The sequence below is a fragment of the Actinacidiphila cocklensis genome (assembly GCF_907177275.1).
In the GTDB taxonomy this organism is placed as follows: domain Bacteria; phylum Actinomycetota; class Actinomycetes; order Streptomycetales; family Streptomycetaceae; genus Actinacidiphila; species Actinacidiphila cocklensis.
The window spans coordinates 59,260-75,889 of the sequence record NZ_CAJSLV010000056.1 but is presented as its reverse complement, the minus strand read 5'-3'; the positions used below and the strand labels follow the sequence as shown (position 1 = coordinate 75,889).

The window sequence follows — 16,630 nt, the reverse complement described above, 5'->3', positions numbered from 1 at the left end:
AAAGCGGAACACCTTGCGGCCTCAATCCCTCCGGTGGTTGAAACCGGCCCTTTTTCGGTCCGATATTCGACCGCATTACCGGACGGTATTACCGCACTATTGCCCCGCCCTTCGGGCCTCCCGGCGATCGGTTCAGACCCCTTCGAGGGCCGTACGCACCTCGTCGGCGTACCGCAGGGCCGCATCACGCAGTGCGCCGGCGTCGGGGCCGTGCCTGAGCACCCCGCGGCTCACACTCGGCAGCACATTGCCGAGGGCGGCGCCGAAGACACCCGGGAGGTCGGCAGGCGTCGCGCCCTGGGCGCCCACGCCGGGGGCCAGCAGGGGGCCGTTCACCGCCAGGTCCACGCCCGCCTCGCCCAGCGTCGCGCCGACCACCGCACCGACCGAGCCGAGCGGGGCCGCACCGGAGTTCTCCGCCGCGATCTCGTCGAGCATCAACTGCGCGACCGACCGCCCGTCGCCCGTCGCGGCCCGCTGCACCTGCGCGCCCTCCGGGTTCGAGGTCAGCGCCAGCACGAAGACGCCGGAGCCGGAGATCCGCGCCGCGTCCAGCGCCGGCCGCAGCGAGCCGAAGCCCAGGTAGGGGCTGACCGTGACCGCGTCGCTGAACAGCGGCGAGTCCTTGTCCAGATACGTGGCGGCGTACGCGGCCATCGTCGAGCCGATGTCGCCGCGCTTGGCGTCCATCAGCACCAGCGCGCCCGCCTGCCGCGCCTCGGCCACCGCCCGCTCCAGCACCGCGATGCCGCGCGAGCCGAAGCGCTCGAAGAACGCCGACTGCGGCTTGAAGACAGCGACCTGCTCCCCCAGCGCCTCCACCACGGTCATGGTGAAGCGCTCAAGGCCGGGGACACCGTCGTCCAGGCCCCAGCCGGCCAGCAGCGAGGCGTGCGGGTCGATGCCCACGCAGAGCTGCCCGCGGGTGTCCATGGCGCGGCGCAGCCGCGCGCCGAAGGCTTCCGGGTACTCGGTCGTCATGAGGTGGCCCTCCTGGTGTCGGCGCCGACCGCGTCGGCGAGGGTGGCGTACGGGCTCGCGGCAAGACGGGCGGCCAGCCCCTTGTGGACCGTGCGCATCCAGAAGGGGCCCTGGTAGATGAAGGCGCTGTATCCCTGTACGAGGGTGGCACCGGCGAGGATGCGCTGCCAGGCGTCCTCCGCGGTCGTCACGCCGCCGACGCCGACCAGGGTGATGCTGTCGCCGACCCTCGCGTACAGCCGCCGCAGCACCTCGAGCGAGCGGTCCGCCAGCGGGGCGCCGGACAGCCCGCCGGTCTGGGCGACCGCCGCCGGGTCGGAGGTCAGGCCGAGGCCCTCGCGGGCGATGGTGGTGTTGGTCGCGATGATGCCGTCGAGCCCCAGCTCCACGGCCAGGTCGGCGACCGCGTCCACGTCGTCGTCCGCGAGGTCGGGCGCGATCTTCACCAGCAGCGGCACCCGCCGCCCGGTGACCGAGCGGTCGGCGGCCTCGCGTACGGCCGCGAGCAGCGGCCGCAGGACCTCGGTCGCCTGCAGGTTCCGCAGCCCCGGGGTGTTCGGCGAGGACACGTTGACGACCAGGTAGTCGGCGTAGCGGGCCAGCCGCTCGGCCGAGGTGACGTAGTCCTGTACGGCCTCGCCCTCGGGGACGACCTTCGTCTTGCCGATGTTGACGCCGACGGTGGTCGGGAAGACCGGCCGCCGCGTGGCGAGCCGGGCGGCGACGGCGGCGGAGCCGTCGTTGTTGAACCCCATCCGGTTGATCAGCGCCCGGTCGCCCACCAGCCGGAACAGCCGCGGGGTCGGGTTGCCCGACTGCTGCTGAGCGGTGACGGTGCCGATCTCGACGTGGTCGAACCCCAGCATCGACATGCCGTCGATGGCGACGGCGTTCTTGTCGAACCCGGCGGCCAGCCCGAACGGCCCGCTCATCTCGCGCCCCAGCGCGGTCGTCGCCAGGCCGGCATGCCGCGGGGCCAGCACGGCGGCCACGAGCGCCCGCACCCCCGGGACGCGGGCGGCGGCCCTGATCCACCGGAACGCCAGGTGATGCGCCTTCTCGGCGTCCATCCTGCGGAAGACCAGCCGAAAGAACAGGTGGTACATGGCTTCGCCTTGTCTCGTACGGTACGCCCGTCCGGGCGCGCGATATCTGTTCCCCCCACGACCGGGGGGTGCGCTTCCGCCGGCTGCGGTGGGCGTGCGCTGCCCCTTGCGTAGGAGGGCATCTCAGGGGCGCGTGGGGGTACCTCCAGGCGCAGCTCCTGGGGGAGAACGGAGCGACCAGCCACCCGGTCGGCCGGTGCGACAAGCCCCTTCGGGTCGGTGCCGGCCCGCGCCCCTCAGCCACCGCGGCCGGCGGAGGGGCGCCCGGGGGAGCTACTCCCCCCGGCCGGCCATGAGGCGAGCCGCATGCTCCTGCAAGGAGCACACCCCGATACCGCCGGAGGTCAGCGCGTCGATGCCCTGGACCGCTGCGGCGAGTGCCTGGACGGTGGTCAGGCAGGGGATGCCGCGGGAGACCGCGGCGGTGCGGATGTCGTAGCCGTCCAGGCGGCCCCCGGTCCCGAAGGGGGTGTTGACGATCAGGTCGATCTCCCCCTCGTGGATGAGGGTCACCACGGTCGGCTCACCGGCAGGCCCGGTGCCTTCTGACTGCTTGCGCACCACCCGGGCGGTGATGCCGTTGCGGCGCAGGACCTCTGCCGTCCCTGAGGTCGCCAGGAGTTCGAAGCCGTGCTCGATCAGCGCCCGGGCCGGGAAGATCAACGCCCGCTTGTCCCGGTTGGCGACCGAGATGAACGCCCGCCCCTTGGTCGGCAGCGCACCGTACGCACCGGCCTGGGACTTGGCATACGCCGTCCCGAAGACCGTGTCGATGCCCATGACCTCGCCGGTCGAGCGCATCTCCGGCCCGAGGATCGTGTCGACCCCGCGACCCTGCGGGTCACGGAACCTCGACCAGGGCAGGACGGCTTCCTTGACCGAGATCGGCGCGTCCAGCGGCAGCGTGCCGCCGTCGCCGGTGGCGGGCAGCATGCCCTCGGCCCGCAGCTCTGCCACCGTCGCGCCCAGCGAGATACGCGCGGCGGCCTTGGCCAGCGGCACCGCCGTCGCCTTCGAGGTGAAGGGGACGGTGCGCGACGCCCGCGGGTTGGCTTCCAGGACGTAGAGGATGTCCCCGGCCAGCGCGAACTGGATGTTGATCAGCCCCCGCACCCCGACACCGGCGGCGATGGCCTCGGTGGAGGCGCGCAGGCGCTTGATGTCGTGGCCGCCCAGGGTGATCGGCGGCAGCGCGCACGCGGAGTCACCGGAGTGGATACCGGCCTCCTCGATGTGCTCCATGACGCCGCCGAGGTAGAGCTCGTGGCCGTCGTAGAGGGCGTCGACGTCGATCTCGATGGCGTCGTCGAGGAACCGGTCGACCAGCACCGGGCGGTCCGCGCTGATCTCGGTGGACTCCGCGATGTAGGAGGCAAGGCGGTTCTCGTCGTAGACGATCTCCATCCCCCGCCCACCCAGGACGTAGGAGGGCCGGACCAGGACCGGGTAGCCGATCTCGTCCGCAATCGCCTTCGCCCCGGGGAACGACGTCGCCGTGCCGTGCTTCGGCGCGGGCAGCCCCGCCTCGGCCAGCACCCGCCCGAACGCCCCGCGGTCCTCCGCCAGGTGGATCGCCTCGGGCGAGGTGCCCACCACCGGGACGCCGTTGTCCTTCAGCGCCTGCGCAAGACCCAGCGGCGTCTGCCCGCCCAGCTGCACGATCACACCGGCGACCGGCCCGGCAGTGGTCTCGGCGTGCACGATCTCCAGCACGTCCTCCAACGTCAGCGGCTCGAAGTAGAGCCGGTCGGAGGTGTCGTAGTCGGTGGAGACGGTCTCGGGGTTGCAGTTGACCATCACCGTCTCGTACCCGGCGTCGTGCAGCGCGAAGGAGGCGTGCACGCAGGAGTAGTCGAACTCGATGCCCTGCCCGATCCGGTTCGGCCCCGACCCCAGGATGATCACCGCGGGCTTCGTACGCGGCGCGACCTCGGACTCCTCGTCGTAGGAGGAGTAGAAGTACGGGGTGTCCGCGGCGAACTCGGCAGCACAGGTGTCGACGGTCTTGTAGACCGGGCGGATCCCCAGCGCATGCCGCACCTCACGGACGACATCCTCCCGCAGCCCCCGGATACCGGCGATCTGCGTATCGGAGAAGCCGTGCCGCTTGGCGTCCGCCAGCAGCTCCGGGTCCAGCCGGCCGGCGCCCGCCAGCGCCTGGGCGTGCTCGTGGATGAGGAACAGCTGGTCCACGAACCACGGATCGATCCGGGTCGCCTCGAACACCTCGACCGGACTCGCACCGGCGCGGATGGCGTCCATGACGGTGTTGATCCGCCCGTCGGTCGGCACCCCCGCCAGCGCCAGCAGCTCGTCCTTGTCCCCGACCGGGGACACGAAGTCGAACTGCGAGCCCTTCTTCTCCAGCGACCGCAACGCCTTGTTCAGCGCCTCGGTGAAGTTCCGGCCGATCGCCATCGCCTCACCCACCGACTTCATCGTCGTGGTCAGCGCAGCATCCGCAGCCGGGAACTTCTCGAACGCGAACCGCGGCACCTTCACCACCACGTAGTCCAGCGTCGGCTCGAACGACGCAGGAGTCTTCAACGTGATGTCGTTCGGGATCTCGTCGAGGGTGTAGCCCACCGCGAGCCGCGCGGCGATCTTCGCGATCGGGAACCCCGTCGCCTTGGAGGCGAGCGCGGAGGAGCGGGAGACGCGCGGGTTCATCTCGATGACGATGACCCGCCCGTCATCGGGGTTCACCGCGAACTGGATGTTGCAGCCGCCGGTGTCGACGCCGACCTCGCGGATCACCGCGATACCGATGTCCCGCAGCACCTGGTACTCCCGGTCGGTCAGCGTCATCGCCGGCGCCACCGTGATCGAGTCCCCGGTGTGCACACCCATCGGGTCGAAGTTCTCGATGGAGCACACGACCACGACGTTGTCGTGCTTGTCGCGCATCAACTCCAGCTCGTACTCCTTCCACCCGAGGATCGACTCCTCAAGGAGCACCTCGGTGGTCGGCGAGAGCGTCAGGCCCTGCCCGGCGATCCGGCGCAGCTCCTCCTCGTCGTGCGCGAAACCCGAACCCGCGCCACCCATCGTGAAGGAGGGGCGGACCACGACGGGGTATCCGCCGAGGGTCTCCACACCGGACAGGACGTCGTCCATGGAGTGGCAGATCACCGAACGGGCGGACTCGCCGTAGCCGATCTTCGCGTTGACCGCCTCGACGACGCCCTTGAACAGCTCGCGGTCCTCGCCCTTGTTGATCGCCTCGACGTTCGCGCCGATCAGCTCGACGCCGTACTCGGCCAGGGTGCCGTCCTCGTGCAGCGAGATCGCGGTGTTCAGCGCGGTCTGGCCGCCCAGGGTGGGCAGCAGCGCGTCGGGGCGCTCCTTCGCGATGATCTTCGCGACGTACTCCGGGGTGATCGGCTCGACGTACGTGGCGTCGGCGATCTCCGGGTCGGTCATGATCGTGGCCGGGTTGGAGTTGACCAGGATCACCCGCAGACCCTCGGACTTCAGCACCCGGCACGCCTGCGTACCCGAGTAGTCGAATTCCGCGGCCTGGCCGATGACGATCGGACCCGAGCCGATGACCAGAACGGACCGGATGTCGGTGCGCTTAGGCACGCTGGGCCTCCATGAGCTGAGTGAAGCGGTCGAACAGATACGCGGCGTCGTGCGGGCCTGCGGCGGCCTCGGGGTGGTACTGCACGCTGAACGCGGGCCGGTCGAGCAGCCGCAGCCCCTCCACCACCTGGTCGTTGAGGCAGACGTGGCTGACCTCGGCGCGGCCGTAGGGGGTGTCGCTGACCCTGTCGAGCGGGGCGTCCACGGCGAAGCCGTGGTTGTGCGCGGTGACCTCGACCTTGCCCGTGGTGCGGTCCTGCACGGGCTGGTTGATGCCGCGGTGGCCGTACTTGAGCTTGTAGGTGCCGAAGCCGAGCGCGCGGCCGAGCAGCTGGTTGCCGAAGCAGATGCCGAACAGCGGGGTTCCGCGCTCCAGTACCGCCTGGATGACGGTGAGGTCGGCGGTGGCGGGGTCGCCGGGGCCGTTGGACAGGAAGACGCCGTCGGGGGCGATGGCGTAGACGTCCTCGACGGTCGCGGTCGCCGGCAGCACGTGGACCTCGATGCCGCGTTCCGCCATCCGGCGCGGGGTCATGCCCTTGATGCCGAGGTCGAGCGCGGCGACGGTGAAGCGCTTCTCGCCGATGGCCGGGACGACGTAGGCCTGCTCGGTGGCGACCTCGGAGGACAGGTCGGCGCCGGTCATCTCGGGGGCCTGCCGGACCCGGGCGATCAGGGTGCCCTCGTCGGCGAGTGCGTTGCCGGAGAAGATGCCGACCCGCATCGCGCCGCGCTCGCGCAGGTGCCGGGTCAGGGCGCGGGTGTCGATGCCGCTGATGCCGACGACGCCCTGCGCCGTCAGCTCGTCGTCCAGCGAGCGCTGCGAGCGCCAGTTGGACGGGACGCGCGCGGGGTCGCGTACGACGTAGCCCGCGACCCAGATGCGCGAGGACTCGGAGTCCTCGTCGTTGACGCCGGTGTTGCCGACGTGCGGGGCGGTCATGACGACCACCTGGCGGTGGTAGGAGGGGTCGGTGAGGGTCTCCTGGTAGCCGGTCATGCCGGTGGAGAAGACCGCCTCGCCGAAGGTCTCCCCCACCGCTCCGTAGGCGCGGCCGCCAAAGGTGCGGCCGTCCTCCAGGACGAGTACGGCGGGCGTCGTGGCCGCCCGGGTGGAGGTCGTCATTGTGCGCCTTCCTTCTCGTGTTGCCTGCTGCCCGGCCTGGTGTCGGTGAAGACGACGACGCTGTCGCCACTGAGCCGGTTGATGTGCTCGACCCACGCCGGGTGGTCCGCGGCGCGGTCGGAGCGGAAGCCCGAGTCGATGAGGGTGCCGCCGTGCTCCCAGGTGACGACCAGCAGGCCGCCCTCGGTGAGCACCTTGCCCGCGATGCCCTTGTCGAGCCGGGCGCCGCGCAGGGCGGCCGCGGGGACGAAGAAGCCGGGGGCGCCGGTGCGGTCCACGTCGAGGCCCTGCTCGGTGAGGGTCAGTGCGGCCCTGCTGCGTACGCCGAGGCCGTGGGCGACGATCCGGTCGAGCCACTGCCCCGCGGTGGTGCTGCCGTGGTAGCGGCCCTGGAATGTCAGCAGCGGCGGCTTGCCGCCTCCGTTGAGGGTGGTGGTGGGCGACGGGTCGGTACGGAGGGGTTCGCCGGTGGTCTCAGGGGCCTGCGGGAGGGCGGGCAGGCCGCCCTGGAGGGTGCGGCGCCACTGCCAGCCCTGCCGCATCAGCCAGTAGACCAGGCCGACGAACAGGAGCAGGCCGACGATCCAGCCGATCCTGTCGGTCCAGTCGGTGACCTTCGCCGAGTGCTTGCCCTCGCCCTGTGCGGTGGCGAGCGCGGCGGCGAGCTGCGTAACAGGTGTCATGTGAGCTTCCCGTCCATGACCGTGGCGCGGCCCCGCAGGAAGGTGGCGACGACGCGGCCCGGCAGCTCGCGGCCCTCGTAGGGGGTGTTGCGGCTGCGGGAGGCGAAGCCCGCGGGATTGACCACACCACGGTATGCGGGATCGAGCAGCACCAGGTTCGCGGGCTCGCCGGCGGCGATCGGGCGGCCGTGGCCTTCGAGCCGGCCGATGGCGGCCGGGCGGGCCGACATCCGGTCGGCGACGCCGGCCCAGTCCAGCAGGCCGGTGTCGACCATGGTGTGCTGGACCACCGACAGCGCGGTCTCCAGCCCGACCATGCCCATGGCGGCCGCGGCCCACTCGCAGTCCTTGTCCTCGTGCGGGTGCGGGGCGTGGTCGGTGGCGACGCAGTCGATGGTGCCGTCGGCGAGGGCCTCGCGCAGCGCCATGACGTCGGCCTCGGTGCGCAGCGGCGGGTTGACCTTGTAGACCGGGTCGTAGGAGCGGACCAGCTCGTCGGTGAGCAGCAGGTGGTGCGGGGTGACCTCGGCGGTGACGTCCCAGCCCTTGGACTTGGCCCAGCGGACGATCTCGACGGAGCCGGCGGTGGACAGGTGGCAGATGTGCACCCGGGAGCCGACGTGCGCGGCCAGCAGGACGTCGCGGGCGATGATCGACTCCTCGGCCACCGCGGGCCAGCCGGTCAGGCCCAGCTCGCCGGAGACGGTGCCCTCGTTCATCTGCGCGCCCTCGGTGAGCCGCGGCTCCTGGGCGTGCTGGGCGACGACGCCGCCGAAGGCCTTCACGTACTCCAGCGCCCTGCGCATGATGACGGCGTCGTCCACGCACTTGCCGTCGTCGGAGAAGACCCGCACCTGGGCGGCGGAGTCGGCCATCGCGCCCAGCTCGGCGAGCTGCCTGCCTTCGAGGCCCACGGTGACGGCGCCGACCGGCTGGACGTCGCAGTAGCCGGACTCCCTGCCGAGCCGCCAGACCTGCTCGACGACGCCCGCGGTGTCGGCGACCGGGAAGGTGTTGGCCATGGCGTGCACGGCGGTGTAGCCGCCGGACGCGGCGGCGCGGGTGCCGGTCAGTACGGTCTCGGAGTCCTCGCGGCCGGGCTCGCGCAGGTGGGTGTGCAGGTCGACCAGGCCGGGCAGCAGGATGTGGCCGCCGGCCTCGACGACGGTGGCGCCGGGCGCTTCGAGGTCGGCGCCCACCGCGGTGACGGTCTCGCCGCTGATCAGGACGTCCTGGGCCGCGCCGCCGAGAACCCGCGCCCCGCGGATCAGGATGGTCTCGCTCATGGTCACTTGCTCTCCTCGGTGCGGGCGCTGTCGGATCGGTCGGTGCTGATGGCCGGCTCTGAGCCGCCGAGCAGCAGGTAGAGCACCGCCATGCGGGTGCTGACGCCGTTGGCGACCTGCTCGACCGCGGTGCAGCGGGGCGAGTCGGCGACCTCGGCGGTGATCTCCATGCCGCGGTTCATCGGCCCGGGGTGCATGACGATGGCGTGCTCGGGCAGCGCCGCCATCCGCTGGCCGTCCAGGCCGTAGCGGCGGGCGTACTCGCGCTCGGTGGGGAAGTAGGCGGCGTTCATCCGCTCGCGCTGCACCCGCAGCATCATGACGGCGTCGGACTTCGCCAGCACCGCGTCGAGGTCGTAGGAGACCTCGCAGGGCCACTTCTCGACGCCGATCGGCAGCAGGGTGGGCGGGGCCACCAGGGTGACCCTGGCGCCCAGCGTGGTCAGCAGCAGGACGTTGGAGCGGGCGACCCGGCTGTGCAGGATGTCGCCGACGACGGTGACCCTGCGGCCCTCCAGGTCGCGGCCGACGCCGGACAGGTGGCGGCGCATGGTGAAGGCGTCCAGCAGCGCCTGGGTGGGGTGCTCGTGGGTGCCGTCGCCGGCGTTGACGACGGAGGCGTTGATCCACTCCGAGGTGGCCAGCCGGTGCGGGGCGCCGGAGGAGTGGTGCCGGATGACGACGGCGTCGGCGCCCATCGCCTCCAGGGTCAGTGCGGTGTCCTTGAGGGATTCGCCCTTGGACACCGAGGAGCCCTTGGCGGAGAAGTTGATCACGTCGGCGGACAGCCGCTTTGCGGCCGCCTCGAAGGAGATACGGGTCCGCGTCGAGTCCTCGAAGAACAGGTTGACGACGGTCCGGCCGCGCAGGGTGGGCAGCTTCTTGATCGGCCGGTCGGCGACGCGGGCCATCTCCTCCGCGGTGTCGAGGATCAGCAGGGCGTCGTCACGGGTGAGGTCGGCGGCCGAGATCAGGTGGCGCTTCATCGGGGTCTCCGGGGGTGCTGGGGCCTGGCGGGGCGGGCGAGAGCGGGCATGCGGCGGCGCAGGACCCCTGGCCGGGGTCCTGGCGTGGCGGCGCTATTCGTCCGCGGCCCTGCCGTTGCGTGCGCCGGGCTCGCGCTCGCCGAGCAGGACGCTGTCGCGCCCGTCCTGCTCCGCGAGCAGGACCCTGACGGTCTCGCGCTGCGAGGTCGGGAGGTTCTTGCCGACGTAGTCGGCCCTGATCGGCAGCTCGCGGTGGCCGCGGTCGACCAGGACGGCGAGCTGCACCGCGCGGGGGCGGCCGATGTCGTTCAGCGCGTCCAGGGCGGCGCGGATGGTGCGGCCGGAGAAGAGCACGTCGTCGACGAGGACGACGAGGCGGCCGTCGATGCCGTCGCCGGGGATGTCGGTGGTCGCCAGCGCCCGCGGCGGGTGCAGCCGCAGGTCGTCGCGGTACATGGTGGTGTCGAGCGAGCCGACGGCGGTCTCCCGGCCGGTGATCTCGGCGAGCTTGCCGGCCAGCCGGCGGGCCAGGAACACCCCTCGGGTGGGGATGCCCAGCAGCACCACGTCGTCCGCGCCCTTGGCGCGCTCGACGATCTCGTGGGCGATACGGGTCAGGACGCGGGCGATGTCGGGTGCCTCGAGCACCGGGCGGTCCTGCGGTCCTGCTGTCGTGCGGTCTTCGACCATGGGTCGGGGACCTCCTTCCCCGCCTCACGGGACGGGCATTAAAGGACGTCGGGGGTACGACATCACGGTATCAGGTGACACAGACCGCGCAGGTCAGAGACCGGTCGGACCCTTTCGGCTTGACGAGCATGGATTACGCTGCGTAACCTCACAGTGAGTCACCGAGTTTCCGTCCGGGGAGCCATATGTCCAGCGATTACGCCAAACAGCTCGGAGCGAAGCTCCGCGCCATCCGCACGCAGCAGGGCCTTTCTCTGCACGGCGTCGAGGAGAAGTCCCAGGGCCGCTGGAAGGCAGTGGTCGTGGGGTCGTACGAGCGCGGCGACCGTGCCGTGACCGTGCAGCGCCTCGCCGAACTGGCCGACTTCTACGGCGTGCCCGTTCAGGAACTGCTGCCGGGTACGACCCCCGGCGGGGCCGCGGAGCCGCCGCCGAAGCTCGTGCTCGACCTCGAGCGCCTCTCCCAGGTACCGCCGGAGAAGGCCGGGCCGCTGCAGCGCTACGCGGCCACGATCCAGAGCCAGCGCGGCGACTACAACGGCAAGGTGCTGTCGATCCGGCAGGACGATCTTCGTACGCTCGCCGTGATCTACGACCAGTCGCCGTCGGTCCTCACCGAGCAGCTCATCGGGTGGGGCGTCCTCGACGCGGACGCCCGGCGGGCCGTTCAGCACGAAGAGGGCTAGCGCCCGGCTTTATCCGCAAACCTGCAGAAACGTCCCGCCGCCCGGGGCGGCACCCCCTCACGCCGGGGCGCCGCCCCGGGCGGCCCTTTTCCGCCGGGCCTCGGCGAGTGCCCCGGGGGTCCCCGGGTGATCGCCCCTTGCGGTGGGCTGCCCGCCTGCCGCCGGTGGTGGTGGTGGTGGTGGGATGGTCGCGCAGTTCCGCTCCCAGAGCTTCACCTGGGGTACCCCCAGCGCCCCTGATAAAACGCGTGCCTTTCTGCGGCAGACGGCAAGGCCGCTGGCAGGGGCGAACGCTTGGCGTAGGAGGGCGCAGGCCAAAAGGGGCGCGGGGAACTGCGCGACCGGCCACGACGGACCGCAGGCGGGCAGCCCACCGCAAGGGGCACCCCCGCACCGGGGCCGGGGGCTCGCCGCGTCAGCGGGGGGCGGGGCGCGCCGGACGCGGCGAGGTGCAGGCCGACAGGCCACCGGGGGGAGGGGCACCCCCTCCCCCCTGGGGGCCGGGGGGGAGGGGGCTCGCCGCATCAGCGGGGCGGGGCGGGGGCGTAACCCGTGGGCCGGGTGGTGAAGGCACCGCGGCCCTGCGTGCGGCTGCGGAGGGACCCGGCGTAGCCGAAGAGCTCGGCCAGCGGCACGGTCGCCGTGACGACCGAGCTGCCGGCCAGGGCGAGGGAACCCGAGACCCGCCCGCGGCGTGCCGCAAGATCGCCCAGCACTCCCCCGACGCAGTCGTCCGGCACCGTGGCGGTCACCTCGACCACCGGTTCCAGCAGCTGCATCGCGCACGCCCGCAGCGCCTCCCGGAGGGCGAAGCGGCCCGCCGTGCGGAAGGCCATCTCCGAGGAGTCCTTCGGGTGCGTCGCCCCGTCGGTGAGGGTCACCCGCAGCCCGGTCACCGGGTGGCCGCCGAGCGGACCCTCGACGAGCGCGTCGCGGCAGCCGTCCTCGACCGCCCGCACGTACTCGCGCGGCACCCGCCCGCCGGTCACGGTGGACGCGAACACGAACTCCTCCTCTCCCGGCTGCACGTCGATCACGACATGTGCGAACTGCCCGGCGCCGCCGTCCTGCTTGATGTGCCGGTGGACGTGGCCGGTCACCCCGCGCAGCACGGTCTCCCGGTAGGCGACCTGCGGGCGGCCGACCGCGACCTCCAGGCCGTGGGCGCGGCGGATCTTCTCCACCGCGACCTCCAGGTGGAGTTCGCCCATGCCGGCGAGCACCAGCTGGCCGGTCTCCCGGTCGGTGCGCACCGCGAGCGAGGGGTCCTCCTCGACCAGCCGGGCCAGCGCGGCGACCAGCCGCTCGGTGTCGGCGTTGCGGCCGGCCTCGACCGCCATGGCGACCACGGGCGCGGCCACCACCGGCGGTTCCAGCACCAGCGGGGCGCCCGGCGTGCAGAGCGTCGCGCCGGCCCGCGCGGCCTTGGGTCCGACGACGGCGACGATGTCGCCGGCGACGGCGTTGTCCATTTCCGCGTGCCGGTCGGCCTGGACCCGCAGGATGCGGCCGATCCGTTCGTTCCTGCCTGTTCCCGCGTCCAGCACCGTGTCCCCCTTCCGCAGCGTTCCCGAGTAGATCCGCAGGTACGTCAGCCGCCCGGTGGCGGTCGCGCTGACCTTGAACACCAGCCCGGCGAAGGGCGCCGCCGGGTCGGCGGGCCGTTCCACGGGCAGGTCGCCGTCCGTGCCGCGTACCGCCGGGACGTCAAGCGGCGACGGCAGGTAGGCGGTGACGGCGTCGAGCAGCGGCTCGACACCGCGGTTGCGGTAGGCGGAGCCGCACAGCACCACCACGGCCTCACCGCTGCGGGTGAGGTCGCGCAGTGCCGCGGCCAGCGTCGCCGCGCCCACCGGGGCGCCGGTGCAGAACTCCTCCAGCACGGCAGGGTGCAGCTCCGCCACCGCCTCCTCCAGCAGCCGGCGGCGGCGCCGCGCCTCGGCCAGCAGGTCGCCGGGCACGTCGCTCTCGGCGTACGTGTCGGCGCCGTCGGCCCAGACCAGCGCGCGCATCGCGAGCAGGTCGACCACGCCGGTGAAGCCGTCCTCGCGCCCGATCGGCAGCTGCACCACCAGCGGTACGGTGTGCAGCCGCCGCCGGATGGAGTCGACCGCGGTGTCGAGGTCGGCGCCTGCCCGGTCCAGCTTGTTGACGAAGGCGATCCGCGGGACGCCGTGGCGGTCGGCCTGGCGCCACACCGACTCGCTCTGCGGTTCGACGCCCGCGACGGCGTCGAAGACGGCGACGGCGCCGTCGAGGACCCGCAGCGAGCGCTCGACCTCGTCGGCGAAGTCGATGTGCCCGGGTGTGTCGATCAGGTTGATGCGGTGGCCGTCCCAGTCGCAGCTGACGGCTGCCGCGAAGATGGTGATGCCACGGTCGCGCTCCTGCGGGTCGAAGTCGGTGACGGTCGTGCCGTCGTGGACCTCACCGCGCTTGTGGGTGGCGCCGGTGAGGTAGAGGACCCGCTCGGTGACGGTGGTCTTGCCCGCGTCCACATGGGCGAGGATGCCGAGGTTGCGGACGGCGGCGAGCGGGTTGGCGGTCTGGCGGTCGTGGGTGCTGCGCACGGCCCTGAGCCTTTCGGGTGATCAGGGAAAAGGGCGGGCGCGATTCCCCGGGCGCACCGGGCTCCTGGCACCGGCAGCGGGCCGGCGGTCGGGACAGGGGTGCGTCAGGGGGTCCGGGGCCGGCCGCGCAGCCGGCGCCGGAGGCGCGAAGACACCAGAATCACCTTGTGCCGTGACGGGGGGACGACAACAGCGGTGCGCTCGCGCACGGCCGGCTCCCCTCACTCGTCAACGCGCGCGCCACACGGTGTCGTCGGCGCGCGATTCCACGGGGAGCGTATCGGAGGGGCGCGGGCGGCGGCACCCGGTTTTCGGTTGCGGCCCGTGCGGCTCAGCCGGCGTAGAGCCGGGAGATCACCTCGGGCAGCAGCCGTTCGGTCAGCGGCGCCGGAAGCGCCTGGAGCACCGCGAGCACCGGCGCCATCCGCTGCGGCAGGCTGCCGTCGGCGCCCACCCCGGCGACCTCGAGGGCGAGTGCGACCTCCGCGGGGCCGAGGGTGGCGGGGTCGAGGGCGGCGGCCACCTCCGCGATGCCCGGGTCGACGGTGGCGGGGCCGAGCGCGCGCGCCCGCTGCACGGCGGCGGCGAGTTCGGCCAGCAGTTCGGCGATACGGGCCGGGTCCGCGACCGCCGCGGTCACCGTCAGGTGCAGGTTCGCCGGCGACCCGGCGAAGGCGGGCTGCGGCTGGAGGTACCAGCCGCGCAGCCGCATCTCGTCGGCGACCACGAAGGGGTCGGGCCCCGGGTCGTCGGCGGCGACCGCGACCAGGGACGCGTCGGGGGCGCCGAGCACCCGCAGGCCGTCGATCCGCCCGATGCCGTCCACCAGCAGCGCGGTCGCCTCGTGCACCCGGCGGGCCAGCTCGGCGTATCCGGCGGTGCCGACGCGCTGCAGCACCGCCCAGGCCGCGGCGAGCGGCCCGGCGGACTTGGTGCCCTGGAGCGTCGCGTTGACCACCGGGTAGCCGGGCCAGGAGGCGTGCGCGAACCAGCCGTGGCGGCGCAGCTCGGCGTCCCGGAAGAGCAGCACGGAGGCGCCCTTGGGGGTGTAGCCGTATTTGTGCAGGTCGACGGAGAGCGAGCTGACGCCGGGTACCGCCAGGTCGAAGGGCGGCGGCGGTGCGATGCCGTCGGCGAGCCTGCGGTGCCCCAGGTACCAGCCGCCGATGCAGGCGTCGACGTGGCACAGCACGTCCCGCTCGGCGGCGGCCGCGGCGACCTCCGGGACCGGGTCGACGACGCCGTGCGCGTAGGAGGGCGCGGAGGCCACCACGAGGGCGGTGCGCGGGGTGAGGGCGGCGGCGACGTCCTGCGGCCGTACCCGGAAGGTGCCGGGGTCGACGGGGACGGTGACGGGGGTGAGCCCGAAGAGCGCGGCGGCCTTGTGGAAGGCGGCGTGCGCGGTCTGCGGCAGGACGATCTCGGGTGCGGTGACCCCGCGGGTCCTGGCGGCGTGCTCGCGGGCGGTCAGGACGGCCAGCAGGCAGCTCTCGGTGCCGCCGCTGGTGAAGGTGCCCGCGGTGGCGGGGCCGCCGCCGAGCAGATCGGCGGCCTGCCGCACGACGTCGTTCTCGAGGGTGACGACGCTGGGGAAGGCGGTCATGTCCAGGCCGTTGACGCCCGCGAAGGCGGCCTGCGCCCTGGCGGCGAGATCGTCGAGGCCGGCGAGCCCGGAGTCGTAGACGTACGCCATCGTGCGGCCGCCGTGCACCGGCAGGTCGGCGGCCCGCAGCCGGTCGAGGCGGGCCAGGATCGTGTCGTCGGCGCCGGGGCCTGCCGCTTCTTCCATGCGGCGGAATCTAGGCCAGGACCCGCGGCAGGCACCAGGCCCGAAGCAGAATATTGTTCACCTTCTGCTGTCGGGCCTGGTCAGGGCAGTGTGCCTAGCGCGGCAGCGTCGGCTTCAGCTCCATGAGCCGGCCGAGCAGGCCGTTGACGAACGACGGGGACTCGTCGGTGGAGAACTCCTTGGCGAGCTGCACCGCCTCGTCCAGCACGACGGCGTCCGGGACGTCGTCCTCCCAGATCAGCTCGTACGCGCCGAGCCGCAGCACGTTGCGGTCCACGACCGGCATGCGGTCCAGCGTCCAGCCCACCGCGTGCGCGGACAGCAGGTCGTCGATCGGCTCGGCGTGTGCCGCGTACCCCTCGACCAGCTGCATCGTGTACTCGGTGACCGGCGGCTGCCGGTCGTCGGTCCGGGCGAGCCGGATCCAGTCCGCCATGACGGTCACCGGGTCTGCACCCCGCTGATCCGCCTCGAAGAGGATCTGGAAGGCGCGCTTTCGGGCCTTGTTCCGGGCAGCCACGGTTAGCTGTTCACCCGGCCGAGGTAGTCGCCCGTACGGGTGTCGACCTTCACCTTTTCACCCGTGGTGATGAACAGCGGGACGCCGATCTCGTAGCCGGTCTCCAGGCGGGCCGGCTTGGAGCCGCCGGTGGAGCGGTCGCCCTGCACGCCGGGCTCGGTGTACTCGATGACCAGCTCGACGGAGGCAGGCAGCTCGATGTACAGCGGCGAGCCCTCGTACATCGCGACGACCGCCTCGAAGCCCTCGAGCAGGTAGTTCGCAGCGTCACCGACGACCTCGGGGGTGACCGTGATCTGGTCGTAGGTCTCGGTGTCCATGAAGACGAAGTCGCTGCCGTCCTTGTAGGAGAACTGCATGCCGCGCTTGTCGACGTTGGCGGTCTCGACCTTCACACCCGCGTTGAAGGTCTTGTCGACGACCTTCCCGGAGAGCACGTGCTTCAGCTTGGTGCGCACGAAGGCGGGGCCCTTGCCGGGCTTGACGTGCTGGAACTCGACTACGGTCCAGAGCTGGCCGCTGTCGAGCTTGAGCACGAGGCCGTTCTTGAGGTCGTTCGTGGTGGCCACGGTTGCGGAATCTCCTGAAAGTGCTGCTTCGGGGACCGCGGAGACCCGCGCCC

The 16,630-nt window shown here is 72.4% G+C and carries 13 protein-coding genes; 1 reads left to right on the top strand and 12 read right to left on the bottom strand.

Annotated elements, in window-relative coordinates; all coding sequences use genetic code 11:
• Positions 1 to 132: 132 nt before the first annotated feature.
• From pyrF to pyrR, 8 genes are all read right to left on the bottom strand, one after another.
• Positions 133 to 981 carry an orotidine-5'-phosphate decarboxylase gene (gene pyrF / locus NFU81_RS17915; protein WP_251491001.1) on the bottom strand — a complete coding sequence of 283 codons (849 nt, stop codon included), beginning with the start codon at positions 979 to 981 and terminating at the stop codon, positions 133 to 135.
• Positions 978 to 2,087, bottom strand: a complete 1,110-nt coding sequence (locus NFU81_RS17910) for a quinone-dependent dihydroorotate dehydrogenase (protein WP_251490998.1) — start codon at positions 2,085 to 2,087, stop codon at positions 978 to 980. Before NFU81_RS17910 ends, pyrF begins: the two co-directional genes overlap by 4 nt.
• A 273-nt stretch (positions 2,088 to 2,360) precedes the next feature.
• On the bottom strand, positions 2,361 to 5,672 hold the full coding sequence (gene carB / locus NFU81_RS17905) for a carbamoyl-phosphate synthase large subunit (protein ID WP_251490995.1): 3,312 nt from the start codon (positions 5,670 to 5,672) through the stop codon (positions 2,361 to 2,363).
• Positions 5,665 to 6,798 (bottom strand): glutamine-hydrolyzing carbamoyl-phosphate synthase small subunit, encoded by a 1,134-nt coding sequence (gene carA / locus NFU81_RS17900; protein ID WP_251490992.1) that lies wholly within the window; start codon positions 6,796 to 6,798, stop codon positions 5,665 to 5,667. Before carA ends, carB begins: the two co-directional genes overlap by 8 nt.
• Complete coding sequence (locus tag NFU81_RS17895) at positions 6,795 to 7,481, bottom strand: PH-like domain-containing protein (protein WP_251490989.1); 687 nt, start codon at positions 7,479 to 7,481, stop codon at positions 6,795 to 6,797. Before NFU81_RS17895 ends, carA begins: the two co-directional genes overlap by 4 nt.
• Positions 7,478 to 8,767, bottom strand: a complete 1,290-nt coding sequence (locus NFU81_RS17890) for a dihydroorotase (protein ID WP_251490986.1) — start codon at positions 8,765 to 8,767, stop codon at positions 7,478 to 7,480. Before NFU81_RS17890 ends, NFU81_RS17895 begins: the two co-directional genes overlap by 4 nt.
• A 2-nt stretch (positions 8,768 to 8,769) precedes the next feature.
• The gene (locus NFU81_RS17885) at positions 8,770 to 9,753 is read right to left on the bottom strand and encodes an aspartate carbamoyltransferase catalytic subunit (protein ID WP_251490983.1); all 984 of its coding nucleotides are present in this window, start codon (positions 9,751 to 9,753) and stop codon (positions 8,770 to 8,772) included.
• A 93-nt stretch (positions 9,754 to 9,846) separates the two neighbouring features.
• The gene (gene pyrR / locus NFU81_RS17880; protein WP_251490981.1) at positions 9,847 to 10,443 is read right to left on the bottom strand and encodes a bifunctional pyr operon transcriptional regulator/uracil phosphoribosyltransferase PyrR; all 597 of its coding nucleotides are present in this window, start codon (positions 10,441 to 10,443) and stop codon (positions 9,847 to 9,849) included.
• Positions 10,444 to 10,628: 185 nt separating this feature from the next.
• Here pyrR and bldD point away from each other — a divergent pair, with 185 nt between their 5' ends.
• The gene (bldD, locus tag NFU81_RS17875) at positions 10,629 to 11,129 is read left to right on the top strand and encodes a transcriptional regulator BldD (RefSeq protein WP_033174517.1); all 501 of its coding nucleotides are present in this window, start codon (positions 10,629 to 10,631) and stop codon (positions 11,127 to 11,129) included.
• A 524-nt stretch (positions 11,130 to 11,653) separates the two neighbouring features.
• On the opposite strand, the gene fusA is transcribed toward bldD, so the two are convergent.
• The 4 genes from fusA to efp form a co-directional block, all read right to left on the bottom strand.
• Positions 11,654 to 13,699 carry an elongation factor G gene (gene fusA, locus NFU81_RS17870; protein WP_251490979.1) on the bottom strand — a complete coding sequence of 682 codons (2,046 nt, stop codon included), beginning with the start codon at positions 13,697 to 13,699 and terminating at the stop codon, positions 11,654 to 11,656.
• Between the two features lie 331 nt (positions 13,700 to 14,030).
• Positions 14,031 to 15,488 (bottom strand): pyridoxal phosphate-dependent decarboxylase family protein, encoded by a 1,458-nt coding sequence (locus tag NFU81_RS17865; protein WP_251490977.1) that lies wholly within the window; start codon positions 15,486 to 15,488, stop codon positions 14,031 to 14,033.
• 94 nt (positions 15,489 to 15,582) lie between these two features.
• On the bottom strand, positions 15,583 to 16,008 hold the full coding sequence (gene nusB / locus NFU81_RS17860; RefSeq protein WP_251490975.1) for a transcription antitermination factor NusB: 426 nt from the start codon (positions 16,006 to 16,008) through the stop codon (positions 15,583 to 15,585).
• 2 nt (positions 16,009 to 16,010) lie between these two features.
• A complete protein-coding gene (gene efp, locus NFU81_RS17855; RefSeq protein ID WP_251490973.1) occupies positions 16,011 to 16,577 on the bottom strand; it encodes an elongation factor P in 567 nt (188 codons plus the stop codon).
• Positions 16,578 to 16,630 lie beyond the last annotated feature (53 nt).